The organism is Streptosporangium sp. NPDC049046, assembly GCF_040649155.1.
In the GTDB taxonomy this organism is placed as follows: Bacteria; Actinomycetota; Actinomycetes; order Streptosporangiales; family Streptosporangiaceae; genus Streptosporangium.
In genome coordinates this window covers 330,125-356,060 of the sequence record NZ_JBEZEZ010000001.1, presented here as the reverse complement: position 1 = coordinate 356,060, position 25,936 = coordinate 330,125, and the positions used below count along the sequence as shown (strand labels likewise).

General features: G+C 70.0%; 22 protein-coding genes. 19 read left to right on the top strand and 3 right to left on the bottom strand.

Annotated features, from left to right (window positions below):
• Positions 1-374 precede the first annotated feature (374 nt).
• From mihF to AB0B96_RS01425, 8 genes are all read left to right on the top strand, one after another.
• Positions 375-698, top strand: a complete 324-nt coding sequence (mihF, locus tag AB0B96_RS01460; RefSeq protein WP_350948044.1) for an integration host factor, actinobacterial type — start codon at positions 375-377, stop codon at positions 696-698.
• 194 nt (positions 699-892) lie between these two features.
• Entirely contained in the window at positions 893-1,465 is a 573-nt protein-coding gene (gmk, locus tag AB0B96_RS01455) for a guanylate kinase (RefSeq protein WP_350948144.1), read from the top strand.
• A 12-nt stretch (positions 1,466-1,477) separates the two neighbouring features.
• Positions 1,478-1,741, top strand: coding sequence for a DNA-directed RNA polymerase subunit omega (gene rpoZ / locus AB0B96_RS01450; RefSeq protein ID WP_030909981.1), 264 nt, complete (start codon positions 1,478-1,480; stop codon positions 1,739-1,741).
• A gap of 10 nt (positions 1,742-1,751) precedes the next feature.
• On the top strand, positions 1,752-2,984 hold the full coding sequence (coaBC, locus tag AB0B96_RS01445) for a bifunctional phosphopantothenoylcysteine decarboxylase/phosphopantothenate--cysteine ligase CoaBC (RefSeq protein ID WP_362895562.1): 1,233 nt from the start codon (positions 1,752-1,754) through the stop codon (positions 2,982-2,984).
• A 113-nt stretch (positions 2,985-3,097) separates the two neighbouring features.
• The gene (locus tag AB0B96_RS01440; RefSeq protein ID WP_362895560.1) at positions 3,098-3,493 is read left to right on the top strand and encodes a hypothetical protein; all 396 of its coding nucleotides are present in this window, start codon (positions 3,098-3,100) and stop codon (positions 3,491-3,493) included.
• Positions 3,494-3,751: 258 nt separating this feature from the next.
• Positions 3,752-4,939 carry a methionine adenosyltransferase gene (metK, locus tag AB0B96_RS01435; RefSeq protein ID WP_362895558.1) on the top strand — a complete coding sequence of 396 codons (1,188 nt, stop codon included), beginning with the start codon at positions 3,752-3,754 and terminating at the stop codon, positions 4,937-4,939.
• Positions 4,940-5,099: 160 nt separating this feature from the next.
• Entirely contained in the window at positions 5,100-5,390 is a 291-nt protein-coding gene (locus tag AB0B96_RS01430; RefSeq protein WP_350948048.1) for a hypothetical protein, read from the top strand.
• 4 nt (positions 5,391-5,394) lie between these two features.
• The gene (locus AB0B96_RS01425) at positions 5,395-5,841 is read left to right on the top strand and encodes a type II toxin-antitoxin system VapC family toxin (protein ID WP_362895556.1); all 447 of its coding nucleotides are present in this window, start codon (positions 5,395-5,397) and stop codon (positions 5,839-5,841) included.
• A gap of 150 nt (positions 5,842-5,991) precedes the next feature.
• Here the strand turns inward: AB0B96_RS01425 and AB0B96_RS01420 are convergent, their stop codons facing one another.
• A complete protein-coding gene (locus AB0B96_RS01420; RefSeq protein WP_362895554.1) occupies positions 5,992-6,924 on the bottom strand; it encodes a LysR family transcriptional regulator in 933 nt (310 codons plus the stop codon).
• A gap of 114 nt (positions 6,925-7,038) precedes the next feature.
• Between AB0B96_RS01420 and AB0B96_RS01415 the strand changes: the two genes are divergently transcribed.
• Positions 7,039-7,923, top strand: a complete 885-nt coding sequence (locus tag AB0B96_RS01415; protein WP_362895552.1) for an SDR family oxidoreductase — start codon at positions 7,039-7,041, stop codon at positions 7,921-7,923.
• Between the two features lie 412 nt (positions 7,924-8,335).
• Positions 8,336-9,253 carry a TIGR03619 family F420-dependent LLM class oxidoreductase gene (locus AB0B96_RS01410; RefSeq protein WP_362895550.1) on the top strand — a complete coding sequence of 306 codons (918 nt, stop codon included), beginning with the start codon at positions 8,336-8,338 and terminating at the stop codon, positions 9,251-9,253.
• A 46-nt stretch (positions 9,254-9,299) separates the two neighbouring features.
• On the opposite strand, the gene AB0B96_RS01405 is transcribed toward AB0B96_RS01410, so the two are convergent.
• The gene (locus tag AB0B96_RS01405) at positions 9,300-9,776 is read right to left on the bottom strand and encodes an ATP-binding protein (protein WP_362895548.1); all 477 of its coding nucleotides are present in this window, start codon (positions 9,774-9,776) and stop codon (positions 9,300-9,302) included.
• Positions 9,777-10,006: 230 nt separating this feature from the next.
• On the opposite strand from AB0B96_RS01405, the gene AB0B96_RS01400 reads away from it, so the two are divergent.
• Positions 10,007-11,572: a hypothetical protein gene (locus AB0B96_RS01400; protein WP_362895546.1), complete on the top strand. Its 1,566-nt coding sequence runs from the start codon at positions 10,007-10,009 to the stop codon at positions 11,570-11,572.
• Between the two features lie 343 nt (positions 11,573-11,915).
• Here AB0B96_RS01400 and AB0B96_RS01395 read toward each other — a convergent pair whose 3' ends face one another.
• On the bottom strand, positions 11,916-12,950 hold the full coding sequence (locus AB0B96_RS01395) for a hypothetical protein (RefSeq protein WP_362895544.1): 1,035 nt from the start codon (positions 12,948-12,950) through the stop codon (positions 11,916-11,918).
• 632 nt (positions 12,951-13,582) lie between these two features.
• On the opposite strand from AB0B96_RS01395, the gene AB0B96_RS01390 reads away from it, so the two are divergent.
• The 8 genes from AB0B96_RS01390 (at position 13,583) to asnB (ending at position 25,889) form a co-directional block, all read left to right on the top strand.
• Positions 13,583-15,076 carry an amidohydrolase family protein gene (locus AB0B96_RS01390; protein WP_362895542.1) on the top strand — a complete coding sequence of 498 codons (1,494 nt, stop codon included), beginning with the start codon at positions 13,583-13,585 and terminating at the stop codon, positions 15,074-15,076.
• Between the two features lie 236 nt (positions 15,077-15,312).
• Positions 15,313-17,640 (top strand): primosomal protein N', encoded by a 2,328-nt coding sequence (locus tag AB0B96_RS01385; RefSeq protein WP_362895540.1) that lies wholly within the window; start codon positions 15,313-15,315, stop codon positions 17,638-17,640.
• A gap of 64 nt (positions 17,641-17,704) precedes the next feature.
• Positions 17,705-19,348: a hypothetical protein gene (locus AB0B96_RS01380; protein WP_362895538.1), complete on the top strand. Its 1,644-nt coding sequence runs from the start codon at positions 17,705-17,707 to the stop codon at positions 19,346-19,348.
• 40 nt (positions 19,349-19,388) lie between these two features.
• Positions 19,389-20,765: a hypothetical protein gene (locus tag AB0B96_RS01375; protein WP_362895536.1), complete on the top strand. Its 1,377-nt coding sequence runs from the start codon at positions 19,389-19,391 to the stop codon at positions 20,763-20,765.
• 201 nt (positions 20,766-20,966) lie between these two features.
• Entirely contained in the window at positions 20,967-21,515 is a 549-nt protein-coding gene (def, locus tag AB0B96_RS01370) for a peptide deformylase (RefSeq protein WP_350948063.1), read from the top strand.
• 5 nt (positions 21,516-21,520) lie between these two features.
• Positions 21,521-22,450 carry a methionyl-tRNA formyltransferase gene (gene fmt / locus AB0B96_RS01365; RefSeq protein WP_362895534.1) on the top strand — a complete coding sequence of 310 codons (930 nt, stop codon included), beginning with the start codon at positions 21,521-21,523 and terminating at the stop codon, positions 22,448-22,450.
• 5 nt (positions 22,451-22,455) lie between these two features.
• On the top strand, positions 22,456-23,898 hold the full coding sequence (locus AB0B96_RS01360) for a transcription antitermination factor NusB (protein WP_362895532.1): 1,443 nt from the start codon (positions 22,456-22,458) through the stop codon (positions 23,896-23,898).
• Positions 23,899-24,020: 122 nt separating this feature from the next.
• Complete coding sequence (gene asnB / locus AB0B96_RS01355) at positions 24,021-25,889, top strand: asparagine synthase (glutamine-hydrolyzing) (RefSeq protein ID WP_362895530.1); 1,869 nt, start codon at positions 24,021-24,023, stop codon at positions 25,887-25,889.
• The last annotated feature ends 47 nt before the right edge of the window (positions 25,890-25,936 follow it).

Sequence of the window (25,936 nt, the reverse complement as noted above, 5' to 3'; positions counted from 1 at the left end):
TTTGGAAGCCGTCGGGTGTCGCGGGTGGTTTTTGAGACCGCCGGGCGTCGCGGACGGGGGTCCGCGGACCCCGGGCGTCGCGGGTGGGGTAACGCCGGAAACCACCCGGCTCCGCGCGCGAGGCGATGCGGGAAACCAGCCGGTTTCGCGTGTCGGGAGGCGTGGGAGACCGTCGGGCGTCGCGGGTGAGACAACCCCTGAAAACTCGGCGATGAGAGCAGTTTTGTCGACGGAAAGCGACATGGCGCGCACACAAAGTCACGAAGTAGATTTTCTAGGGGGATAAAGTGGCCTTGACGTTGCTTGAAGCGCCATGACCAGCTAGTTTCCCATCCCGTCCGAGTACATCGACAGGAAATTCGAGGTGACCCGGCGTGGCTCTTCCTCCCCTTACCCCTGAGCAGCGCGCCGCAGCCCTAGAGAAGGCTGCCAAGGCCCGCCGAGAGCGTGCCGAGGTGAAGAACCGCCTGAAGCACGGTGCGGTCTCTCTGGCTGAGGTGCTCAAAGACGGGCAGGCCGACGACGTCATCGGCAAGATGAAGGTTTCGGCTCTTCTGGAGTCGCTTCCCGGCGTGGGCAAGGTCCGCGCCAAGCAGCTCATGGAAAAGCTCGGCATCGCAGAGTCCCGCCGTGTGCGGGGTCTGGGTACGAACCAGCGAGCTTCGCTCGAGCGTGAGTTCGGCGGGGCCGAGAGCTAATCTCGGTTCATACGACCACGCTCGCCCCGCATGGGGGACGGCATCACGGGGGGTTTGGAGTGACCGCAACGTCGTGGTCCGACGAGAGTCGGACTCCGGAGGCAACCGCCGAGGGCGGGGCCGGTCGCTCCACATCCCCGGCCGTAGGTCCGGAGAGGGCGCGAGCCTTCCCCGGGCTCCCGGCAGGTAAGCGCCTGACGGTCCTGTCCGGGCCGTCGGGCGTCGGCAAGTCCACGGTCGTCGCCGAGCTTCGGCGGGCACACCCACAGGTGTGGCTGTCGGTCTCGGTGACCACCAGGAAGCCCCGTCCGGGGGAGACCCACGGCGTCGAATACTTCTTCGCCGACGACGAGGAGTTCGACCGCCTCGCCGCCTCGGGCGAGCTGCTGGAATGGGCCGAGTTCGCCGGTAACCGGTACGGAACCCCGCGCGGCCCCGTGATCGAGAAGCTTGAGGCCGGGGTGCCCACGCTGCTGGAGATCGACCTCCAGGGCGCCAGGCAGGTCCGCGCGACCATGCCCGAGGCCCTGCTCGTCTTCCTGGCCCCCCCGACGTGGGGCGAGCTGGAGAAGCGCCTGCGTGGCAGGGGCACCGAGCCCGAGGACGTCATCGCCCGCCGCCTGGCGGCCGGCCGGATCGAGATGGCCGCGGAGCAGGAATTCGACCTGACACTCGTCAACACGTCCGTCCAGGACGTATGCCATCGGCTGATAGCCTTGTTGGCTGATGCTCCCGAGGATTCGCACCTCGGACGTTCACCTAGCTAGGGGAAATCACACGTGGCAACCAGCGCCGCCTACTCCGAAGGCATCACCAACCCGTCGATCGACGCCCTGCTCGACATCGTCGACAGCAAGTACAGTCTCGTGATCTTCGGCTCCAAGCGGGCGCGTCAGATCAACGCCTACTACTCACAGCTCGGCGAGGGCCTGCTCGAGTACGTCGGCCCGCTCGTCGAGACCCACGCGCAGGAGAAGCCGCTGTCCATCGCGCTGCGCGAGGTCAGCGAGGGCCTGCTCACCTCCGAGCCGATCGAGGGCTGAAGCCACCTCGATGCGGACCCCCGAAGAAGCCGGGTCTCCTGACAGGCCCAGGGTCGTCCTCGGCGTGAGCGCGGGCATCGCCGCCTACAAGGCGTGTGAGCTGCTGCGCCTGTTCACCGAGTCGGGCCACGACGTGCGCGTCGTCCCGACCAGGGAGGCTCTCCGCTTCGTCGGCGAGCCGACCTGGGCCGCGCTGTCCGGCAACCCGGTCACGACCGATGTCTGGGAGTCCGTGCACGAGGTTCCGCACGTCCGCATCGGGCAGGGCGCCGACCTGGTGGTCGTCGCGCCGGCCACCGCCGACGTGCTCGCCAAGGCCGCCCACGGGCTGGCCGGCGACCTGCTGACCAACACCCTGCTCACCGCGCGCTGCCCGGTGGTGTTCGCCCCCGCGATGCACACCGAGATGTGGGAGCACCCCGCGACCCGCGCCAACGTGGCCACGCTTCGCGAGCGCGGCTCGATCGTCGTCGATCCCGCCGTGGGTCGCCTGACCGGCGCCGACACCGGCCCCGGCCGGCTGCCGGACCCGAAGGAGATCTTCGAGGTCTGCCGCCGCGTCATCGCCGGGCGTCCGGCCGACCTCGCCGGTCGCCGTCTGGTGATCTCCGCCGGGGGCACCCGCGAGGCGATCGACCCGGTCCGTTTCATCGGCAACCGCTCCTCGGGCCTGCAGGGTTACGCGCTGGCCCGCACGGCCGTCGCCCGGGGGGCCGAGGTCACCCTGGTGGCCGCCAACGTCGCCCTGCCCGATCCGGCGGGAGCCAGGGTCGTCCGGGTCGAGTCGGCCCTGGAGTTGCGTGACGCCGTGCTGGAGGCGGTGGAGGGAGCCGACGCCGTGGTGATGGCCGCCGCCGTCGCCGACTTCCGGCCTTCGGCGCGGAGCGGATCGAAGATCAAGAAGACCGCCGACGAGCCTGATGCCATCCATCTCGTGAAAAATCCGGACATCCTGGCGGAGCTGGGGGAGCGGCGCCGCGAGGGTCTCAAGCCGTACCCGCAGGTGATCGTGGGATTCGCGGCCGAGACCGACGACGTCCTCGCCAACGGGCGGGCCAAGCTCGCCCGTAAGGGCTGCGATCTCCTCGTCGTCAACCAGGTCGGCGACGGCCTCGCCTTCGGCACGCCCGACAACGCGGCCGTGGTCCTGGCCGCGGACGGGGGGCGGGTCGACATCCCGCGCGGGCCCAAGGAGTCCCTCGCCGACACGGTCTGGGATCTCGTCGCCGCACGCCTGGCCTGATCCGCGCCTCGGACGCGGACCGAGACCGGGCGGGCATCTTGTCACCGCGCGCCTGGCCTGACCCCTTGCCGTAGGCCACCTCCCGGCGGATACTTCGTCCGAGATGACCTGCGATGTCGCGCCTGGGAGGGGTTTCGATCATGCCGGTCGCCGCCGCCGTGAGGGCTCGATGCCGGGCGTTGCTTCCCCCGGGTGAGGAGATCCACTACGTCCTGCCGGCGCTGTCGGTGGGAAATCCGTGCATGGCGACCTTCCTCATCGTGGTCACCGATCGCACCATCTGCGTGATCTCCACCAAGTTCTTCGATCGTGACGCGCCGACCTCGGTGTACGCCACTCACTCCCGTCGCACCCGGCTCGGCCCGCTGGAGCTCTCCATGGGCGCGGCGATCGAACTCGGCGGGATGGTGTTCGAGATCGACGAGGAGTACGCCGCGGTGATCGCCGCCGCCGACGCCGAGGTCTTCGCCCCCGAGACGCTCCCTCCCGATCCGTTGCCCGATTTATGAGTAAGGGCGGGCTTTGGGGTACTTCGTCGCTGTGTTGCGGTCGAGCGCATCCCATGTGCCGGTCGCGGACCTTTCGATCCCGGCTCCGCACGGGACGGGGCTCTTTCCCGTATGCGAGCCGAGACTTTAAGGTGACACGATCTGAGACGATTTCGCGGCTCCACATCGGGTGGGGCTAGAATTCGCCGGAGCGCTACTGGTGTCCGCCGACGCCAGAGCCCCCAAACGCCAGCAGCCGCTGCATGAGGAGCCACTGACTTGTCCCGTCGCCTTTTCACCTCCGAGTCGGTCACAGAAGGCCACCCGGACAAGATCGCCGACCAGATCAGTGACGCGATTCTCGACGCCATGCTCAAGGGTGACCCCAAGAGCCGTGTCGCGGTCGAGACGCTGATCACCACCGGTCAGGTCCACGTCGCCGGAGAGGTGACGACGGAGACCTACGTCGACATCCCCGGCCTCATCCGGGAGAAGATCCTCGAGATCGGTTACGACGCCTCGCACAAGGGCTTCGACGGCGCCTCCTGTGGCGTGTCGGTGTCCATCGGCGCGCAGTCGCCCGACATCGCGCAGGGCGTCGACGACGCCTACGAGAACCGTGAGGGCGAGGCCGGCGACGACCTCGACCGCCAGGGTGCCGGTGACCAGGGGCTCATGTTCGGCTACGCCTGCCGCGAGACCCCCGAGCTGATGCCGCTGCCGATCCTGCTGGCGCACCGTCTCGCCGAGCGTCTGTCGCAGGTCCGCAAGGACGGCACGGTGCCCTACCTGCGCCCCGACGGCAAGACCCAGGTCACCGTCGAGTACGAGGGCGACACGCCCGTCCGGCTCGACACCGTGGTGGTCTCCACCCAGCACGCGGCCGAGATCGACCTCAAGGAGATGCTCGCTCCTGACATCAAGGAGCACGTGGTCGACCCGATCCTCGCCGGCCTGGAGATCGCCACCGAGGGTTACCGCCTCCTGGTCAACCCGACCGGCCGCTTCGAGATCGGCGGCCCCATGGGCGACGCCGGCCTGACCGGCCGCAAGATCATCGTTGACACCTACGGCGGCATGTCCCGCCACGGTGGCGGCGCCTTCTCCGGCAAGGACCCGTCCAAGGTCGACCGCTCGGCCGCCTACGCCATGCGCTGGGTCGCGAAGAACATCGTGGCCGCCGGTCTCGCCGACCGCGCCGAGGTCCAGGTCGCCTACGCCATCGGCAAGGCACACCCGGTCGGCGTGTTCATCGAGACCTTCGGCACCGAGAAGACCGACGTCGAGAAGATCCAGCAGGCCGTGCTCGAGGTCTTCGACCTGCGTCCGGCCGCGATCATCCGCGACCTCGACCTGCTCCGCCCGATCTACTCGGGCACCTCCGCGTACGGTCACTTCGGCCGCGAGGGCTTCTCCTGGGAGTCCACCGACCGCGCCGACGCCCTGCGCTCCGCCGCCGGTCTCTGACCCGCACGTTCCAAGACGGCCCCCGCGAACTCCTTCGCGGGGGCCGTTCGTGTTCCCGGCCGCTGTCCCGCCCGGCGGGATACCGGATCACGACCGCGAAAGCGCGTCCCTCGACGGCGAGTGATATCACTTTCAAGGCTTTGATTGATATCATCGATGAATGAAGCAACTCCTTCTCCGCATCGATGACGATCTTCATCGTCGCATAACGCGAAGGGCCCGCCGCACCGGCCGATCCATCAACGCGACCGCCGGGGAGATCCTCGCCCACGGCGTCTCCGACGAGGCGCTGGACGCCCGGGCGGAGCTTCGCGCCCGAGCGCGAAGGCTCGGAGTGCTCGCCGAGCGACCCCCCTCCCCTCCCGTGACCGAAGCCGACCGGGAGCGCGCGCTCGCGGCCACCGAGGGCGCGGGACCGGTCCTCGACGACCTCTGGGCGGAAGGCCGCTGACCTCGTGCTCACCTACGTCGATTCCTCGGTTCTGGCCTGCGCCTACCTCCGCGACGAACCCGGTCACGACCGGGCCAGGGACCTCCTCGAAGACCCCGAACACCTCCTCGTCACGAGCACCTTGACCGTGGTGGAGGTGACCGGGCTGCTGGTCCGCGCCTCTCGCGCCAGGCGGCTGCTGGAACTGGACACCAGGCTTGCCGTACTGGCGGCGGACCTTGGAGAGGACGGCCCGGTCACGTTGCTGAGCGCTTCCCGTGACGCCGTGGAACGCCGGGCGGTGGAGATCGTCTACACCCATGCCCTTCGTGCGCTCGACGCCATGCATCTCGCCACCGCGGAGCTGGCGGCCGTGCCGCTTCTGGAGGAGCCGGGGGACAAGCTCGGCTTCGCCAGTCGTGACACCGCGCAGAGCGAGGCCGCCGCGGCGCTTGGTTTCACCTCTGTCTAGTACTCCGGTGACACTTCGGGATCATGGTTGGGATCTGCGCCGTTAGTGGCAGCGGTGGTCGATCAGCTCGACAAAGGCTTGCCGGTCCTGCTCGGAGAGGCTTCGAGAAGGTGTGGCTGCGCAGCACCGGCAGCGGCGGCGTGACGTACGTCATTCACCCGCCGGACCACCCGCCGCCTCCGACGACCTCAGGGGTGCCCGCGAACCGGTGAGCAGCGCCCTGGCGGATTTGCGGAACGCCGACACCAGGCGGTTGCGGTCGCCGGCCCGGGTCGCCAGCACGACGTGGCTCGGCTCGACGCCCTCCAGAGGGATCGAGGTGATGTCCGGGCGGAGGTTGACAAGGGGCGGGCCGCCTATGATGGCCACCACCTCCCCGGCGGCGATCAGCTCGGACTTGTCCTCGATGTCGGTGACGACGGGGCCGTCGGGGGCCGGGCGGCCGTCGGGCCTGGGATCGATGCGCCAGTACGCCTCCCAGGCCGGGTCCGGGTCGGCCAGTCGGGGCAACGGCTCGTCGGCGATGTCGGCGAGCGTCACGGATCCCCTGCCCGCCAGGCGGTGGTCGCGCGAGAGCAGCAGCACGCGCGGCTCGCCGTAGAGGATCGTCACGTCGAGCCCGTCGGTCGCCAACGGCAGCCGGGTCACCACCGCGTCCACACGGTAGTCGAGCAGAGCGGGGCGCGGCTCGTTCCAGGCCACGTGTGAGGTGCGTACGTCGGCATCCGGATGCAGGCGGCGCAGTTCGCGCACGGCCGGCGTGACGATGAGGCCCATCGTGTACCCGATGGTGATCCGGCTGGGCCGAGCGGCGGCGCGGGCCTGCGCCGCCGCCTGGGCGGCCGCGTGCAGCAGTGTCTTCGCGCGGGGCAGGAAGACCTCGCCGGCCTCGGTGAGTCGCGTGCCCTGCGGGGTTCGGTCGAGCAGGAGGGCGCCCAGTTGCCGCTCAAGGGCGCGGATCTGCCGGCTCAGCGACGGCTGGGTGATGTGCAGGGCCTCGGCGGCGCGGCCGAAGTGCCGGTGCTCGGCGACGGCCGTGAAGTAGCGCACGAGCCGCAGATCGAGATCGGGCGACTGGGGCATGCCCGCAGCCTACTGCGGTGATGCCTGAAACGTATCGCCCGATGAGCGACAGGCCTTGGACGCCGCACGGCACCGGCTCCGACGATGGGAACACCGCTGAAGAAGGAGATCATCATGCGTGTTTTCGTCACCGGCGCCACGGGTTTCGTGGGGTCCGCCGTCGTACGTGAGCTCATCGAGGCCGGGCATCAGGTGACCGGTCTGGCCCGTACGGATGAGGCCGCCGCCGCGTTGAGGGCCGCCGGAGCCGAGCCCCACCCCGGCTCGCTCGACGACCTCGCCGGCCTGCGCGACGGGGCCGCCGCCGCCGACGGCGTCATCCACCTGGCCTTCGTGCACGACTTCGCGAACTTCGAAGCCGCCAACCAGACCGACCGGCGAGCCATCGCGGCGCTCGGCGAGGCGTTGGCGGGGTCCGGCCGGCCGCTCGTGGTCACCTCGGGCACCGGCCTGCTCCCGCCCGGCCGCGTCGGCACCGAGAAGGACGAGCCGGGGACGCATTCGCCCCGAGGGGCGGCCGAGCAGGTGGCGCTGTCGTTCGCGGAGCGCGAAGTGCGGGTCTCGGTAGTGCGGCTGCCGCTGGTGCATGGAGAGGGTGACCCGGGGTTCGTCGCGGCCGCGATCGGCATCGCCCGCGCGAAGGGCGTCTCCGCGTACGTGAGCGACGGCGACCCCCGGTGGCCGAGCGTGCACCGGCTGGACGCCGCTCACCTGTACCGGCTGGCCCTGGAGGAGGCTCCCGCGGGCGCGCGGCTGCACGCCGTCGCCGAGGAGGGTGTGCCGGTACGCGACGTCGCCGGCGTCATCGGGCGCCGGCTCGGCGTGCCGGTGACCGCGATCCCCGCGCGGGAGGCGGGCGAGCACTTCGGCTGGCTGGCCTCCTTCGTCACGCTGGACATGCCGGCCTCCTCCGCCCTGACCCAGAAGCTGCTGGACTGGCGTCCCGGCCTACCTGGGCTCATCGCCGATCTGAACGCGGGACACTACTTCAAGAGCTGAGCCCGCAGCTTCGCCGGTCATTCCTGCTCGGTCCTGACCGGCCGGCAGCAGAACGCGGCGATCGGTACCTACGTGCGCCGGCGCAACGCCCGAGCCCAGCCCAAGACGAACTTCGCCGTCGGCTCACCCATCCGCAGCTGGACCGGTTACCCAACCAAGGTTGCGTGACGGGCCACCAGAAGGCCAAGGAACGCCCCGGTCGTGCTGCCCCGAGGGGACGTCACATCAAGGTCTTAAGTGGGCTTTTAGGGCCCGGAGGCCAGACTCCAACCCGATCGCAAATCATGTCCAAGGGGTGTCGCCTAACGTCTCCCTGGACGTTAGACCGGGAGCGTCCGGGTATCGAGACGCGTACGCAATATGCGCCTCAGTTCCTCCCGGCTTTCCATGGCGAAGTATCAAGGAGCAGCTCATGCAGATCGGATATACAGTCCCGCAGTACGGCGCCTTCGCCGACCCGGATTTCATCCGGCAGGCCAGCGCGGATCTGGAGGCCATGGGTTACAGCAGCCTGTGGGCGGGTGATCGGATCATGGTGCCGCTCGAACCCAGCGACCCCTACCCGGGAGGAGACGGCGAGATCCCTCCGGCCTTCGCGACGTTCTTCGACCCGCTGACCGCGTTGACACTCGCCGCCGTCAGCACTCGGGAGGTCAGGCTGGGAACCAGCACGCTCAACGCGCTGTGGCAACCGCCGGTCCTGCTCGCCCGCATGCTGACCTCGCTCGACCTGCTCAGCCACGGACGGCTGGACGTCGGCATCGGTCTCGGATGGCTGCGTGACGAATACACCGCTACCGGGGTGCCCTGGCAGGGGAGGGGAGCCCGGCTCGAAGAAACGCTCGACGTGATGGAGGCCGCCTGGAGCAGTGAGGTCGTCGAGCACAAGGGTGCGCTGTGGACCGTGCCGCCGTCGCACATCGACCTCAAGCCCTTCCAGCGGCCGCGCCCCCCGATCCTGCTCGCCGGTTACACGCCCTCGTCCATGGAGAGGATCGGCAGGCGAGCCGACGGCTGGCTGAGCGCGGCGATACCCATGCCCTATCTGACCTCCCTGTGGGATATGGCGCTGCAGACCGCGGCACGCGTCGACCGGGACCCGTCGGCCCTGCGAATGGTGGTGCGCGTCAATCCGAAGATCACCGATTCTCCCGCGCCCGACGACCAGGTACCGCACGTCGGAACCGTGCGGCAGATCGGTGACTACCTGCTGACCCTCGCCCAGGCCGGTGCCCACGAGGCGTTCGTCGACCTGCAGACGACGACGTCCTCACGCGATCAGTTCATGGACGTCGCGCATGAGCTCATCACCAGGCTGAACGCCGGCTGAGAATTCGAACTCCGAGCAGGCCCCAGTGCTCATGACGGCCCGCTCGTCATGAGCACTCGGGGGATGCGGGGTGCCTCTCGCCGGTGAACTGGGCCCAGACGGCGTGGCCGTGGGACCGGGTGCCCTGGCAGCCGACCCGGGAGGCGAGGGCGACGACCAGGGGAAGACCTCGGCCGCCCTCGCGGAGAAGGGTGGGGTGGAGGAGGGTGGGGACGGCGCCCTGGCCGGAGTCGTAGACCGTCACGCGGGTGACCTCGGGCCTGCGGACGACCTCGACGACGAACGTGCCGTACGGTCGCCCGCTCGCGGTGTGGCGGATCGCGTTGGCGGCGAGCTCGGCGACGACCTGCTCCGCGTCCTGGCCGAACGGGGAGTCGACCAGGAGAAACCGGACGAAGCGTCGAGCCTCGGGAACCTGACAGGGATGACCGGGGAAGGTCCGCCGCCAGGTCATGCCGCCCGGGCTGAGCCGTACCATCGCCTCGATGAGTTCCGGGGCCACGCCGTCGTGGGCAGTGGTCATGCGCGCTCTCCTGCTCTCCTGGTCAGGGGAAAATCGTTGGCAGAACAGTGGCCCGGCGCTCCCGTGCGGTAGCCCTCCGGGACGCCGCCGATCGGATACTCCGCGTACAGCAGTTCTGACCTGCGAGAACGCCGCGTCCAGCGGTCGAGGATCCCCACTTCCCCCACGGACTGTCATTCTCCGTAACCGTGGGCATACGATCCGTGTGTGTTCGGGGAAGGGAGTCGAGGATGCCCGGAGAGGGATACCGGATCCTGCTGGGATGCAGGCGGCGCAGCGAGGCGCTGAGGGCCTGCCGCCTCACGTTCGACCAGATCGCCGGGGTGTTCGCCCTCGATCACCAGGTCAGCCCGTTGCGCCTGTACCGCTACGCCCACGGTCGCACGGCGGGCGACGTGGTGGCCGCCTACAACGACCTCGACCCCGCGGGCACCGCGACCCTGCGCGCCGCGCGCTTCTACGACTACGAGGCCTGGCCGCAGGCCGGGAGGCGTCCCGGTGCTGGGGCGATCGCCATCTTCGCCCGCATCTACCAGACCACCGCCCGCCGCCTGGTCACCGACGAGATCTACGCCTTCTACGGGGTACGCGACCGCGACCTGATCGACCAGACGGATCACTGTCACCTCGACGCGCACTACCGCCGCGAGGTGTCCGCATCGGCCATCCCGGGCACCAAGGGAACGAAGGCACTTCCCCCACTCGTTCCCGTGCCCACCCTCTGCGCCGACCTGCTGCGCGCGGTCGGCGCAGAGGAGGCCGACGTGAAACGCCGCGAACTGCTCTTCGAACTCGCCCTGCTCCTGGGCGGAACCCCGGCCCTGGGCCTGCTGCGCCACCTCACCCCACCGGAACGGGAACGCCTGGCAGCGGCCGCCCGCCACCAGCACCCGATCGACGCGGCCACCATCGACGTGCTGGAGCGACTCACGGCCCGGCTGTGGGCTATGGACGAGGCGTCCGGCCCTCAGCAGGTCCTTCCGATAGCCGAGGCCAAGCGCGCGTTGGTCGACGACATCCTCAAGCGAGGCTCCCTCGCTCAGTCACTACGAGAGCGCCTCCTTCGCGTCTACTGGAGCCTGAGCCACCTGACGGGTTGGTGTCACTACGACCTGATGGACTACACGAACGCTGGCCGTCGCTACAGAGAGGGGTTGGCGGCGGGTTACGAACTCGGTGATCCCGCTCTCCTCGCTCATCTGCACGGGCTGATGGCCGATATGGCGATCTATCAAGACAAGTGGACCATGTCAATTGATCATGCCTTCGCAGCTGAGGGATGGGCCAAGAACAGTGGCAACGGCCTGCAGCAGGCGGCGACCTTCTCCATAGTCGCCCGGGTCCTCTCGAATACGAGACGCGACGGGGAAGGGCTTCGGATGCTCGACCGTGCTGTCAGGCTGGCGGATGGAAGCCGGAACGGAGCGGAACTTCGGCATCTTTTCTGGCTTGAACCGGACCGCATCGCTCGCCACGCCGTGTTCTGTTTGATCAAAGCTGGACAGTTCGACCGGGCGATAGCCGAAGCAGAGCAAAAGCTCGCGAAGATGGGATCTGATTCTTCCCTGGTTAAAAGCATTCTTCGACTCGAATGCGCGACTGCGCTGGTCAAGAAGCAGGAGATTCCGGCAGCCGTCGAGATGATCGACAAGGCCGCGCAGACTGTCGTGGCGCACAGTTCCGCCCGTCTGGTTCACTCCGTGCGGCAGGCCCGCGCTCAGCTTCACCCGTGGGAGGGCAACAGGCACGTCCGGGATCTCGATGAACGGTTGCGGCTGCTGTCCATCCCGGTTTGACATATTCCAGCGCTTTCCCTGGAAAATGCTTGATTGTCGGACATCATTGGACCTGGGTGATGTTGGTCGATGTGAACGGAGAGTTTCGCCATGCATCTTGCTTCCGCTCGCGCTGGATTAGCGGTGATCGCCGCCCTGGGGATGTTGGCCCTGGGGGCGTGTTCCTCCGATCCTCCAGGACCGACGGCGGCTCAGGCAGAGGCGACGCTGAAGGCCGACATCGACTGGCTGATGAAGCTACTTCATGCGAAAGGCGTCCAAGTGACGGACGAAGGGGAAGGGGCATTTGCGAAAAGACTTCATCCTTCGACTCGCTGGTCTGCCCAGAACGCTGCTGTTTCGGTCAGCTGTATGTGGCCCCTAAGATGCAGCCGCTGAGGGCGCTCCCTTGCACCCTGTGAACTTCAGGCCTGTTGCGCCGCTTCTCTAGCAATACCCCGTTGTGCGGGTCGTTGACTTCTCCGGACTTCACTGGCCTGAAATAGATGCCGACGGGCCAGGGCGACTCGTTGATCGCCTTGAAGGTGTACGTCTTGTTCGCCTCGATCGGCACATCCTTCGGAAAGGTGAATTCGGTGAGCTTGTTGGAGACGATGTTGTCGCGTCTAGCCTCAGCTAGAATCTCCCCTTCTTCGTTTTTTAATTGCACCTTCATCGGGCGCGGTTCGGAGGCATCAGGAAGGCTCTCGTTAACTCCGACTACGATGCGTATTTCGGACACCACTCCTCGGGCGCTGATTCGAAACGACTCTGCTGCGCTTCCCCCTGCTTCGATATCGAAAACCAGGGCGCCTGTCCCGCTATCTGAATTAAGATCCCGTAAGCAGTGAAATTCTCCCAAGCGTGGCACATGTGTAGGCTGAGAAGAAACGATCAATGATTGACTCTTTTCACCCACTACCTGAAAAAGGACTGCGGTGCCAGCGACCGCGACGACGAGCGAGACCATGCCCCAAGCGTATCCCCGACGGTGATACAGCATCTGGGTCAACCATTGCAGAACCGCCGTGAGAACGAAAACGAAGACGAGGGTCGCCCATTCGGGTGCTGCGAGGATTCCGTTCATCGCAGCGCCGGCGGATACGGTACAAACCGCCAAGATTCCCTGGCTCGCCATCCCGGGGAATTCGGTCACCCTTTCAAAGGTTACGGACGGTCGCGCTTGCTGAAAGTTGACTGACTTCACTTTCCATCCCGCGCGGAGCCAGGCTCGTACGTGCGGACGCCACTGCGCTTTCCACCAGACTTCATTTCGTGCGCCAAATGGGAGTCGCGACGCGATCCCGTCTTTAATTTCTTCAAGAAAAAGCTCGACCTGCCGGTCCTCGTGGGAAACCTCGGTGAGACGTCGCGTGAGCCACTCGTACCTGTCCGCCATCAGGCCTCGTTTCTGCATGACTCCAGATAGAGAAAAGGCAGATCCGGCAGGAGAACGATTCGTCGAGCAGCAAAGTTCCCTACCATTGTTCGGCTGGAAATTTCGTGATCTTCCCGTGGTCGGGGAACGACTCGGCCGAATGTTGATTTTCGATCGGCTCAACGTCCTGGCCCGGCTGTCGTGCCTGATTGACGGGGTTCCATGGACCCGCGGTTGGCTCTTTCTGATCGTTTGGGCGGTTTGATGATGGTCGGGTTGGTGCCGGTAAGGCCTGCGGTCGGGCCACGGCAGAGATGACCTGCCGGGCGCGAGGTCATCGCACGGCGATGCGCAGTCATGGTCGCCGACCTCTGTGTGTCAGACAGTCGGGGACGGTAAACGGGCGTAGCCGGAGGTGGTCGGGTTCATAGGGGCGGGCCAGGGCTGCGCGGATCGTCCGTAATTCCCTTGGCGTCCAAAGACGTAACGATCTTGGGGCGACGACAGGTAGGCCGCACTCGAAAAGTGCCTTTCGAACTGGTGTGGACAGGACCCTCGGCAAGTCCGATTCTCCCAGCCCAAGGCGCTTTTCGTGTCTAAACGATAATTTTTTGCCGCTTCCCGGAGGAAAGCCCGAGGCTAATCTCTGCCTTATGTCCTCACCGTCTTCTCGCCTGCTGTTGCGCAACGCGCGACTGGGTCCCGGTGGCCCGCTGCGCCATGTCCTGATCGTCGGCGGCCGGGTCGCGGAGGTGGCCGCGGAGCCGCCCCCCTGCGACGAGTCGGTCGACGTCGGGGGCGGCACCCTCCTGCCGGGGCTGTGGGACGCGCACGTGCACTCCGTACAGTGGGCGCAGGCCCGGCGCAGGATCGACCTCACCTCGGCGCGGTCGGCACGGGAGGCGGTCGATCTCGTCGTCTCGCGGGCGGACACATCCGGTACGCCTGTCGCGTTCGGCGGGTCCGGTGCGTCCGGGTTCACGGTCGGTTACGGCTTTCGCGATGGCCTGTGGCCGGACACGCCGCACAAGTCGCTGCTGCAGGCGGCGGCACCCGACCGCCCGATCGTCCTGGTCAGCAATGATCTGCACACCGCCTGGTTCAGCCCGGCCGCGCTGGCGGTGGTCGGCAGGGGCGAGCACCCGACGGGGGTGCTGCGCGAGCGCGACTGCTACGACGCGATGGCCGAGATGCCCCCGCCGCCGCAGGACGAGCTGGATCGCTGGGTGGCCGAGGCCACCACCGCGGCCGCGGCGAGGGGGGTCGTAGGCGTGCTGGACTTCGAGTTCGCCGACAACGTCACCGACTGGACCCGGCGGGTGGGGTCGCGGCGGATCGACGTCCGGGTCGGCTGTTCGATCCCGGTGAACCGGCTGGAGGAGGCGATCGGCCGCGGGCTGCGTACCGGCGATCCCGTCGCCGGTGCGGAGGGTCTGCTGGAGGTCGGGCCGGTCAAGACGTTCGTGGACGGGTCGCTGAACACCAGGACCGCCTACTGCGAGGACCCGTACCCCGGCGGCGAGGCGCGCGGGCTGCTGGAGACGGCGCCCGAGGAGTTGTACGGCGTGATGGCCCTGGCGGCCGGGCACGGGATCGACCCGGCGGTGCACGCGATCGGCGATCTGGCGGTGAGCATCGCGCTGGACGCCTTCGAGCGGGTCGGCTGCCCGGGGCGGATCGAGCACGCGCAGCTCGTCCGCCCCGAGGACTTCGGGAGGTTCGCCAGGCCGGGGCTGGTCGCGGGCGTGCAGCCCGCCCACGCGCCGGACGATCGCGACGTGGCCGACCTGCACTGGCGGGGACGGACCGGCAGGGCCTTCGCCTACGCCGACCTGCTGGCGGCCGGAGCGGTCGTCGAGCTGGGCTCCGACGCCCCGGTGGCGCCGCTCGACCCGTGGGACGGGATCGCCTCCGCCGTGGCCAGGACCGACGACGAGCGGCCGCCGTGGCACCCGGAGCAGGCGATCCCGCTTCCGGCGGCGCTCGCGGCGGCGGCCAGGGGACGTACGGGTGTGCGTCCGGGAGACCCCGCCGACCTGGTGATCACCGAGTACGATCCGGCCGGGCTGGACGGGGACGGCCTGCGCCGCATGCCGATCCTCGGCACCCTGCTCGGTGGCCGCTGGACCCACCGCCGCTCCATCTGACCAGTCCCGCGGGCGATCGCGCCGCGTCCGCTCCATCTGATCGGCTCAGCGGACGATTGCGACAGGGCCGCTCCATTCGACCGGCCCTGCGGGCGATCGCGCCGGGGTCGCCTCTCGCCGTCAACGGCACGAGACCGGGCTGTCACAGGTACGGAGACCTGCCGTCAGAGGCACGGGACCGGCCCGTCCTTCCGCCGTCGTCTGGAGGGGGTGCCCGGGTCTGGTAGGACAGGTGGGTGACCCACGCCAGCCCTTCGCCGGACGACGACGCCCTGCTGCCGCTCGACGCGGTCCGTGAGCGGCACGTGCCGGGCGGTCCCACGAGGACGCGGGGTGGCCGCGCCGGGGCCGTGAGGGCCACCAGGGTGGTCAGGGCCGCTGGGACGGCCAAAGCCTCCACGGTGGCCGAGCCGGTGAGAGGGGTGCCGGAGCCGGCCGCCGAACTGCCGGTCGCGCGGGTCCTCGTCGACACGCCGCTGCCGCACCTCGACCGGTTGTTCGACTATCTCGTCCCCGCCCCCCTGGCCGCCGCCGCCGTGCCGGGGACCCGGGTCCGCATCCGGTTCGCGGGCAAGCTCGTCGACGGGTTCCTGCTGGAGCGGGCCGAGACCACCGAGCACGAGGGCAAGCTGACCCGCCTGGAGAGGGTCGTCTCCGCCGAGCCCGTGCTCACCCTGGAGATCGCCGCGCTGGCCCGCGCCGTCGCCGACCACTACGCCGGGACCATGGCCGACGTCCTGCGCCTCGCCATCCCGCCCCGCCACGCGAGGGTCGAGGCCGAGAGCCCCACCCCGGCCGTCTCAAGTCCGGCCTCACCGGCTCAGGCCGCTCCGAGTCCGGTCCCGCCGGCCCAGACCACCTCGGCCCCGCCGGCTCAGGGCGCCCCGACCCCGGCCGACTCGACCTCGGTCACCCCGGTCCTGACCGTGTCGACCTCGGCCGTCCCGGCCCAGAGCGCACCGGCACGAGCCGCCCAGGATCCGGTGCGGGGAGAGGGGCCCGGGCCGTGGGCGGACTACTCGGAGGGGGAGGCGTTCCTGGCGGCCCTGGCGAAGGGGGACGCCCCCCGCGCGGTGTGGACGGCCCTGCCGGGCATCGGGGAGAGCGGGCCCGCGTGGCCGGAGGCGGTCGCGGTTGCCGCACGGGAGACCCTGCGTGGGGGCAGGGGAGCCCTCGTGGTGCTTCCCGACGGTAAGGACGTGGGTCTGCTCGACGCGGCCCTGAGCGCCGTTCTGGAGCCCGGCGCGCACGTGGCGCTCACCGCCGACCTCGGGCCCGCCGAGCGCTACCGCCGATGGCTGCGGGTGTCCAGGGGGCAGGTGCGGGTCGCGGTCGGGACGAGGGGGGCGGCGTTCGCCCCGGTCAGGGATCTCGGGCTCGCGGTCATCTGGGACGACGGCGACGACCTGCACTCCGAGCGGCTCGCCCCCTACCCGCACGCCAGGGAGGTTCTCGCCCTGCGCGCCCACCGGGCGCGGGCGGGCCTGCTCATCGGGGGATACGCCCGTACGGCGGAGGCGACCAGGCTCATCGCGGCGGGCTGGGCGGGGCCCATCGTCGCGGCCCGCGCGACGGTGAGGGCGAGGGCGCCGAGGGTCCGTCCGGCGGGAGAGGACTCGGAGCTGGCCAGGGACGAGGCGGCGAGGGCCGCCCGGCTGCCCAGCCTCGCCTGGCGGGCCCTGCGTGCCGGGCTGGAGAGCGGTCCCGTGCTGGTGCAGGTCCCCCGCCGGGGCTACCTGCCCGCGCTGGCCTGCCAGAGCTGCCGGGCGACCGCCCGCTGCGGGCACTGCGGCGGCCCGTTCGCGCTGCGCGGCGGTCACGTGGCCCCGTACTGCCGCTGGTGCGGCCGGATCGCGGGTGACTGGCGCTGCACGTCCTGCGGCGGCGCCCGGGTGCGGGCCCTGGTGATCGGTGCCCGCCGCACGGCCGAGGAGCTGGGGAGGGCCTTCCCCTCGGTGAAGGTCAAGACGTCGGGCAGGGACGGGGTGCTCGCCACCGTCGGCGCGGGCCGCGCCCTGGTGGTGGCGACCCCGGGCGCCGAGCCGGTGCCCGAGGGGGGGTACGCGGCGGCGGTGCTGCTGGACGGCTGGGCGCTGCTCGGCAGGCCCGATCTGCGCGCCGCGGAGGAGACATTGCGCCGGTGGATGAACGCGGCGGCCCTGTTGCGGACCTCGGCCGAACTGGTCGTGCTGGCCGATTCCTCACTCGCCGCCGTACAGGCTCTGCTGCGCTGGGATCCGGTGAACCACGCCGAGAGAGAACTGGCCGACAGGACAGAACTCGGTTTCCCTCCGGCGGTGAAAATGGCGACGCTCACCGGATCTCCGGCGGCGGTGCGGGAAATGATCGGCGAGATGACCCTGCCCCCGGGGGCGCAGGTGCTCGGCCCCGTCCCGGTGGCCTCTCCCAAGGGGGATCAAGTGCGGGAACGTGCCATGGTCCGGATCGCGCAGGGCTCGGGACCGGCGCTGGCCGCGGCGTTGAAAGGGGCCGCCGGAGTACGCTCCGCGCGCAAGGCGGCGGAGGTGGTCAAGGTGTGCATAGACCCCCTAGATGTGATTTGAGTTGTTTCCCCGATTCGCGGTGCTGGCAGTAAGCCGTTAATTTTCCCCTGTGTCGATCGAATGGGTGAATCGGGCCGTAGACGACCTGCGCGCGTGGGGGCGTGCGCACAGCCTTGACGTTGACGTGGACGAGGTGCGGCTGCTCTGCGACTACGCGAGTGACTATCTGGACGTGAACGAGCTGGGTGACTTCACCCCTGTCACCTTCGAGGAACTGCTGCTCAACATCTACCCGCGCAAGGTCATCGCCCCCCCGGAGAGCGCCCCGGAGACCGTCGCCGCCGCCCGCACCCTGGTCGACTTCCTGCTCGCCACCGAGGAGATCGGCGGCAAGATGGCCGTCCGGATGAGGACCGTCCTCGACCGGATCGAACCCGAGATGCCCATCGCCCTCGCCGACACCTCCCGGTTCGGCATGGCCAAGAGCCTCTTCAGCGCGATCGGCGCCGACTCGCTGGAGCAGGACGCCGGGAGCGCGATCCTCTCCGTCTCCGCGGTTCGCGAGGAGCCCGCCGTCGAGCACTGCGACTGTCCCGGCTGCTCGCCCCTTCCCCCGGTGCGCCTGGCGCCCCGCGAGACACTCGTCCAGAGCGCCCTGCGGGTGCCGCTGGTCACCGACGCGCGCAGGCTGGTCCAGTGGATGCTCGCCGGAGGCCGCACCCCGACCCTCAAGGGCCGCCTGCGGGTCCGCGACGCCGGCGAGGCGGCCGCCCAGCTCTCGGTGGCCGACCCGGGGCTGCTGTGGGAGCTCGCGGTCCACACCGGCCTGGTCCAGGTCGAGGGCAGCGCGATCTTCGACGGCGAGGACTTCGATCCGCTCGAGATCTGGGCCGCCACGGTCGAGTTCGTCGTCGAGAAGGACACCGGCGGCGCCGTGACGGGCGACGTCTCCCTCGACGAGGAGCTCTACGGCCTGTGCGACATGCTCTACCGCCTCCAGGCGCCCGTGCCGATCCCCCTCGTCAGGGACTATCTGGAGGAGATCGGCCTGGTCGAGGGTGGTGAGATCGACGTTCCCGAGGCCGTCAGGCGACTCGCCTACTGCGGGATGGCCGAGCCGGGTGAGGAGCTGCTCGAACTCACCCCGCTGGCCCTGTGGGGACTGCGTGAGCTCTACACCGACCTGGGCGTCGAGGCGCCCGAGGCGGCCGATCTGACCACCGCCGACGCGCCCGAGCTCATCGAGGGGCTGCTTTCCGGAATGCCCGCCGAGATGGCCGAGGCCGACATCGGGGGCTGGCTGGAGAACAGGACCCCGGAGCAGGCGGTCACCGAGTTGTTCGGTTCGGTCTCCGGCGCGCCGTCGGTCGCGAGGGGCATCGCGGTGACGATCGTCGACCGCCTCGGCCCCGACGCCGAAGAGGCGGTGCGCGCCTTCCTCAAGGAGCCCGAGCTGCGCCCGCACGCCATCCACTGGCTGAGTTCGCGCGGCCTGGCGGCTCCCACGCTCACCCAGGAGGAGATGCTCTGGATGAGCGTGGACATGCTCGCCCTGGCCATGCCCGCCGCCGAGGAGGATCCGGAGACGTTCGCCGAGAACATGTCCGCCTCGGGTCCTCCGCCACACGTGATCGAGGAGATGTGGAGGGTCGACCATCCGGAGGTCGTCGACGTCCTTGAGCTGCTCGGACGCTCCCTCAGAGATCACGGAGCGGCCAAGGCCGCCCGCAAGGCGGCTTTCAAGGCGCGTTCCCGCGCCATCGGCTGAGCCGTGTATGCGTGAGGCGCGAGTGCAGTAAGTTTCACGAGTGGCAAAGAGCGGGAACAGTGGGAACGTCTTCGACATCGGCGAACTGCGCAGGCTGGTCGACGAGCTGGGAACGGCACCACGCGAGCTGCGGGCGGCCGTTCTCGAGGAGTCCGTCACCACCACGGGCCGAGGTCGCCCCCCGCGCGGCGACGCGCTGAGCTTTCCCCCGGTCGACCTCGCCACGGACGAGGAGCTGGCCGCGCACGTCCCGCAGGTGCCGCTGGTGATCGACGCCCAGCGTGTTGCCGTCTGGACCGGCACCCGCCGGGTGACCCCCGAGGGGCTGCTGCCCGACCCGTTCACGCCGTGCGCCGAGCTCGGACTGCCGGGCCCCGCGCGGCTGCACCTGCTCTGGGTGGTCGCCGTCAACACCGGCATGCTCCGCATCGTTCGCGGCGAGGTGACGCCCGGCCCGCTCGTGCTCTCCGCCGACCTGCCGCCCCGGGCGCTGCTGGGATTCTGGGACGGCGTGGTCATGGACGTCCTCGACCGTGCCGACGACGACCTGACCGGTTCCCCGGTGATCGACGACCATCTGGCCGAGATGCTCGCCACGCTGTACGCCGTGCGCGAGGGGCTGTCCACCGCGACCCTGGTGAAGGGCATCCTGCAGTCGCACGAGGTGGCCTGCGGTGCCCGCCAGGCGGAGATGCGGGTGCTGACGGGCGCGCTTCCCGCCCAGCTGGAGTCGGCCCTGTCGCTGCTGAGCTACTGCGGGCTGGTCGAGACCTCGCGGTCAGGGCGGCCGAGGCTGACCCCGCTGGGCATGTGGGCCGTCCGCCAGGACCTGATGCGGGAGGGCCACGACGCGCCGACGGGCGCGGAGGTCGCCGTCTTCACCGACCTGGGCGCGGCGGAGCTGGTCGAGGCGATCATGAAGGGTTCCGCCGCGCCCAGCGCCGTCACCGTGTGGCTGGAGTCCCGCCACCCCGAGGCCGCCGCCCGCGAGCTGGTCAAGGTCGCCGCCTCGGGTACGGCCGGCCGCCGTGGCGCCGTGGGCACGATCCTGGAGGAGCTCGGCCCCGAGGCCGAGGCCCCGCTCAGGGAGGCCCTCTCCGAGCCCGCCATGTGGCGCTACGCCGCCTCCTGGCTGCACATCCGCCACCTGCCCGCGCCCGCCCTCACGCCCGCCGACAACACCTGGCTCGCGGTCGACTCGCTCGCCTCGCTGCTCGAGCGCGGCGACGCCTCGGAGGCGATCTGCGAGTTCGACACCCTCGAACCCGGTGAGGACCTGGTCCGGGTGATCGAGGAGATGGCTCTGGTGGACCACCCGGACACCTTCGCCGTCCTGGATCTGCTGGGTTCTCGCCACGGTGACGCGGCGGTGGCCAAGTCCGCCCGCAAGGCGGCGATGAAGGCCCGCTCCCGCTGATCCCGGCACTCCCGGTCCCCGGCGACGGCTCGCCCGGATACGTCCGTGTCCCCGGGGACGGACGTGCCCGGGTGAACGCCCGTCCTTCCGCGGCGACGGCTCGTCCGGCCGGTCCCCGTGCCCGGTCCTGAAGAGGGCCCGGGGGAGGCGGCCGCCGCCCTTAGACTGGGCGGCATCCCATGAAGTGTGAGGAGACCCCTGTTGTCCATTCAGCCGATCCGTCTTTTCGGCGATCCGGTGCTGCGCACTCCCGCCGACCCGGTCAAGGACTTCGACAAGGAGCTGCGCAAGCTCGTCAAGGACCTCACCGACACGATGATGGACGCGCCGGGAGCCGGGCTGGCCGCGCCGCAGATCGGGGTCGGCCTGCGGGTCTTCACCTACTACGTGGACGACCAGCTCGGGCATCTGATCAACCCCAACCTCGACCTGTCGGAGGACAAGGACGAGGAGGGTGAGGAGGGCTGCCTGTCGTTCCCCGGCCTGTCCTTCCCCACGCCCAGGTCGATACGGGCCGTGGCGACCGGCTTCAACATGCACGGCGAGCCGGTGACCCTTGAGGGCACCGACCTGATGGCCCGCTGCTTCCAGCATGAGACCGATCACCTGGACGGCGTGCTGTTCATCGACCGGATGGACGCCAAGCAGCGCAAGCTCGCGATGAAGGCGATCCGCGAGGCCGACTGGAGCGGGCTGTCGGCCCCCACGTTCAAGTTCTCCCCGCACGCCACCCAAGGGAAGGCTCTGTAGGAACCTTGCGACTGGTCTTCGCCGGAACCCCGGACACCGCCCTGCCCTCGCTGCGGGCACTGATCGACTCGCCTCGCCACGACGTCGTCGCCGTCGTCACGCGCCCGGACGCCCAGTCGGGCAGGGGCCGCAAGGTCCATCCGAGCCCCGTCGCCGAGCTCGCCGAGGAGGCGGGCATCGAGGTGCTCAGGCCGCCCAAGGCGGGCGACCCGGAGTTTCTCGACCGGCTCACCGAGCTCGCCCCCGACTGCTGCCCGGTGGTCGCCTACGGCGCGCTGCTGCCGCAGGCCACCCTGGACATCCCTCGGTACGGCTGGGTCAACCTGCACTTCTCGCTGCTGCCGGCCTGGCGCGGCGCGGCGCCGGTGCAGCACGCCGTGCTCCACGGCGACGAGATCACCGGCGCGGCCACCTTCCGGATCGTCAAGGAGCTGGACGCGGGTCCGGTCTACGGCGTGGTGACCGAGGAGATCCGCCCCACCGACACCAGCGGGGAGCTGCTCGCCCGGCTCGCCGAGTCCGGGGCGGGGCTGCTGGCGGCCACCCTCGACGGGATCGAGGACGGCAAGCTGGAGGCCGTGCCGCAGCCCGCGGAGGGGGTGAGCCTCGCCCCGAAGATCAGCGTCGACGACGCGAGGGTCGACTGGTCCGCGCCCGCGATGCGGGTCGATCGCCTGGTCCGCGCCTGTACCCCCGCCCCGGGCGCGTGGACCGAGTTCCGCGGCGGGCGGATCAAGCTGGGTCCCGTGCGGCCGGTTCCCGACGCCTCCGGCCTGGCCCCCGGCCAGATCGCGGCGTCCAAGAACTCCGTCCTGGTCGGCACCGCCACCTACCCGGTCGAGCTGGGTGAGGTGCAGCCGCAGGGCAAGCGCCTGATGGGCGCGGGGGAGTGGGCCCGCGGCGTGCGGCCCACCGACGAGGATCGGCTGGCCTGAAGATCATGAGCAGTGGTAACGGCCGTAACGTCCCGCGCGGCGGGGGTCACGGCCCGGCGGGCGGTTCACGCGGCGCCGGAGGCAGGGGCAGAGGTGGGCGCCCGCCCAAGCCGGTCCGCGACGAGGCGCGCAACGCGGCGTACGACCTGATGCGCGCCGTCGACGAGCGGGACGCCTACGCCAACCTGCTGATGCCCGCGCTGCTGCGCGAGCGCCGCCTTTCCGGGCGCGACGCGGGCCTGGCCACCGAGCTGGCCTACGGCACCCTGCGCGGCCTCGGCACCTACGACGAGGTCATCGCGGCCTGCAGCGACCGGGCGCCCGAGGACGTCGACCCGCCGCTGCTCGACGCCGTCCGCCTGGGCGTGCACCAGCTGCTCAAAACGCGGGTGCCCCCGCACGCCGCCGTCGGCACCACGGTCGACCTGGTGCGGCTGCGCGTGGGCATCGGCGCGTCGAAGTACGCCAACGCCGTGCTGCGCAAGGTCTCCACCCGCTCCCTGGAGCAGTGGATCCCGATCGTGGCGCCCGACCAGGCCGAGGACCCGGTGGGTCACCTGGCGGTGGCCCACAGCCACCCGAGGTGGATCGTCGACGCCCTGCGCGACGCGGTGGGCGGCGACTTCGACGAGACGGCCGCCCTGCTCGCGGCCGACAACGAGCGTCCGAAGGTGACCCTCGTCGCGCGCCCGGGCCGCTCCTCGGTCGCCGAGCTTCTGGAGGCGGGCGCGGAACCCGCCAGATACTCCCCGTACGCGGCCTATCTGGCCGAGGGCGACCCCGGTGCGATCCTCGCCGTGGCCGAGTCGCGCGCGGCCGTGCAGGACGAGGCGAGCCAGCTCGTCGCGCTCGCCCTGACGCGGGTGCCGCTGGAGGGCTCCGACTCCCGCTGGCTCGACCTGTGCGCGGGTCCCGGTGGCAAGGCGGGCCTGCTCGACGCCCTCGCGACCCAGCGGGGCGAGGCGCGCCTGCTCGCCGCCGAGCTGCAGTACCACCGGGCGCGGCTGGTGTGGCAGACCACCCGGCAGGCCGCGGTGATCACCGCGGACGGCACCGCGCCGGCCTGGCGGCCGGGGGTCTTCGACCGGGTCATGCTCGACGCCCCCTGCACCGGCCTGGGCGCGCTGCGCCGCCGTCCCGAGGCCCGCTGGCGCCGCGACCCCCGGAGCCTTCCCGAGCTGGGCAGGATCCAGCGCGCCCTGCTCGACTCGGCGATCGACGCGGTACGTCCCGGCGGCGTCGTCGCGTACGTGACCTGTTCGCCGCACCTGGCGGAGACCGTCGCCGTGGTCGGCGACGTCCTGGGGCGCCGTGACGACGTCGAGGCGCTGGACGCCCGCGATCCGCTTCCCGAGGTCGAGGGGCTGGGCGAGGGGCCGTACGCGCGGTTCTGGCCGCACCGGCACGGCACCGACGCGATGTTCCTCGCCCTGCTGCGCCGCCGCTGAGCGAACGCCGCCCTCCTGGCGAAGGAGGGCGGATGAGATCATCACCGCAGGTCAGAGGGCATTATTTGGGCATATATCGACACCTAGGGCTGTTCGCCTGAATGTAACTGCTTCCGAGCAGGATGCGGGGTGGCGAAATGTGTGGAATCTGCGGATGGGTGGACTTCGAGCGCGATCTTCGACAGTCGCGGGCCATCGCGCAGGCCATGACCGACACCATGGCCTGCCGCGGACCCGACGACGAGGGGCTGTGGCTCGCCCCGCACGCCGCGATAGGCCATCGGCGTCTCGCCGTCATCGACATCGAGGGCGGGCGCCAGCCGATGATCGCCGATGAGGACGGGCAGACACTCGCCGTCCTCACCTACAGCGGCGAGATCTACAACTTCGTCGAGCTGCGCGCGGAACTGATCGCCCACGGCCACCGTTTTTCCACCCGGAGCGACACCGAGGTCCTCCTGCGGGCCTACCTCGAATGGGGTGAGGGCTTCCCCGAACGGCTGAACGGCATGTTCGCCTTCGCGATCTGGGACGTCCGCCGCGAGGAGCTGCTGCTCGTCCGGGACAGGATGGGCATCAAGCCGCTGTACTACCACCCGCTCCCGAACGGTGTGCTGTTCGGCTCCGAGCCCAAGGCGATCATGGCCAACCCCCTGATCGGGACGCCCGCCGTCGACGCCGACGGCCTGCGCGAGCTGATCGCCTTTGTGAAGAACCCGGAACACGCCGTCTACCGGGGCATGTACGAGGTGCGCCCCGGCCACACCGTCCGGGTGACCCGCGACTTCCTGTGCCGGCGCCCCTACTGGCACCTGGAGGCCCACGAGCACCCCGACGACCTCACCACCACCGTCGGGACCGTGCGCGAACTGCTGAACGACATCGTCACCCGTCAGCTCATCTCCGACGTGCCGCTGTGCACCCTGCTCTCCGGGGGCCTCGACTCCAGCACCATCACCGCGCTCGCCGCGCTCGGGCTGGAGGGGCAGGGAGGAGGGAAGATCAGGTCGTTCTCCGTCGACTTCACCGGATACAGCGAGAACTTCACGCCCGACGAGATGCGCGACACCCCCGACACACCGTACGTGCACGACGTCGTACGGCACATCGGCTCCGAGCACGCCGACATCGTCCTGGACTCCGCCGATCTCATGGACCCCGCGGTGCGCGCCGCGGTCCTGAGGGCGCGTGACCTGCCGATCGGCATCGGGGACATGGACACCTCCCTCCACCTGCTGTTCCGCGCCATCCGGGGTCACTCCACGGTGGCGCTGTCGGGTGAGTCCGCCGACGAGGTCTTCGGCGGCTACCGGTGGTTCTTCGACCCCGAGGCGGTCTTCTCCGACACCTTCCCGTGGCTGGCGTCCCCGGGGTTCGGACGGTTCGCGGGGGTGGGGGCGCTCCTCGACGAGGACCTGATGCGCAAGCTGGACATCCCCGGCTACCGCGCCGACAGCTACCGGCGGGCGCTCGACGAGGTGCCCCGGCTACCGGGCGAGGAGGGCCTGGAACGGCGCATGCGGGAGATCTCCTACCTGCACCTCACCCGGTTCGTGCAGATCCTGCTGGACCGCAAGGACCGGATGAGCATGGCCGTCGGGCTGGAGGTCCGGGTGCCGTTCTGCGACCACCGGCTGGTGGAGTACGTCTTCAACGCCCCCTGGGCGATGAAGACGTACGACGGGCAGGAGAAGAGCCTGCTGCGCGCCGCCGCCGCGGACGTCCTGCCGCCCTCGGTCGTCGGACGCCGCAAGAGCCCCTACCCCTCGACGCAGGACCCCGCCTACGAGCAGGCCGTCCGCGCGGAGGCGGCCCGGCTGCTCGGCGGCGGCCACTTCGCCGCCGCGCCGTTCGTCGACAGGGAGAAGGTACGGGCCGTGATCGACCGGCCGGAGGCGGGCGGCGGCCCGGGGGGAGGCCGGGCGTCCCTGGAAGGACTCCTCCAGTTCAACGCCTGGCTGGAGAGATACCGCGTCCGGGTCGACATCTGACCCGCCCGGACCGTCGACCGTCGGCGGCACGGCGGCGCATCCCGTCC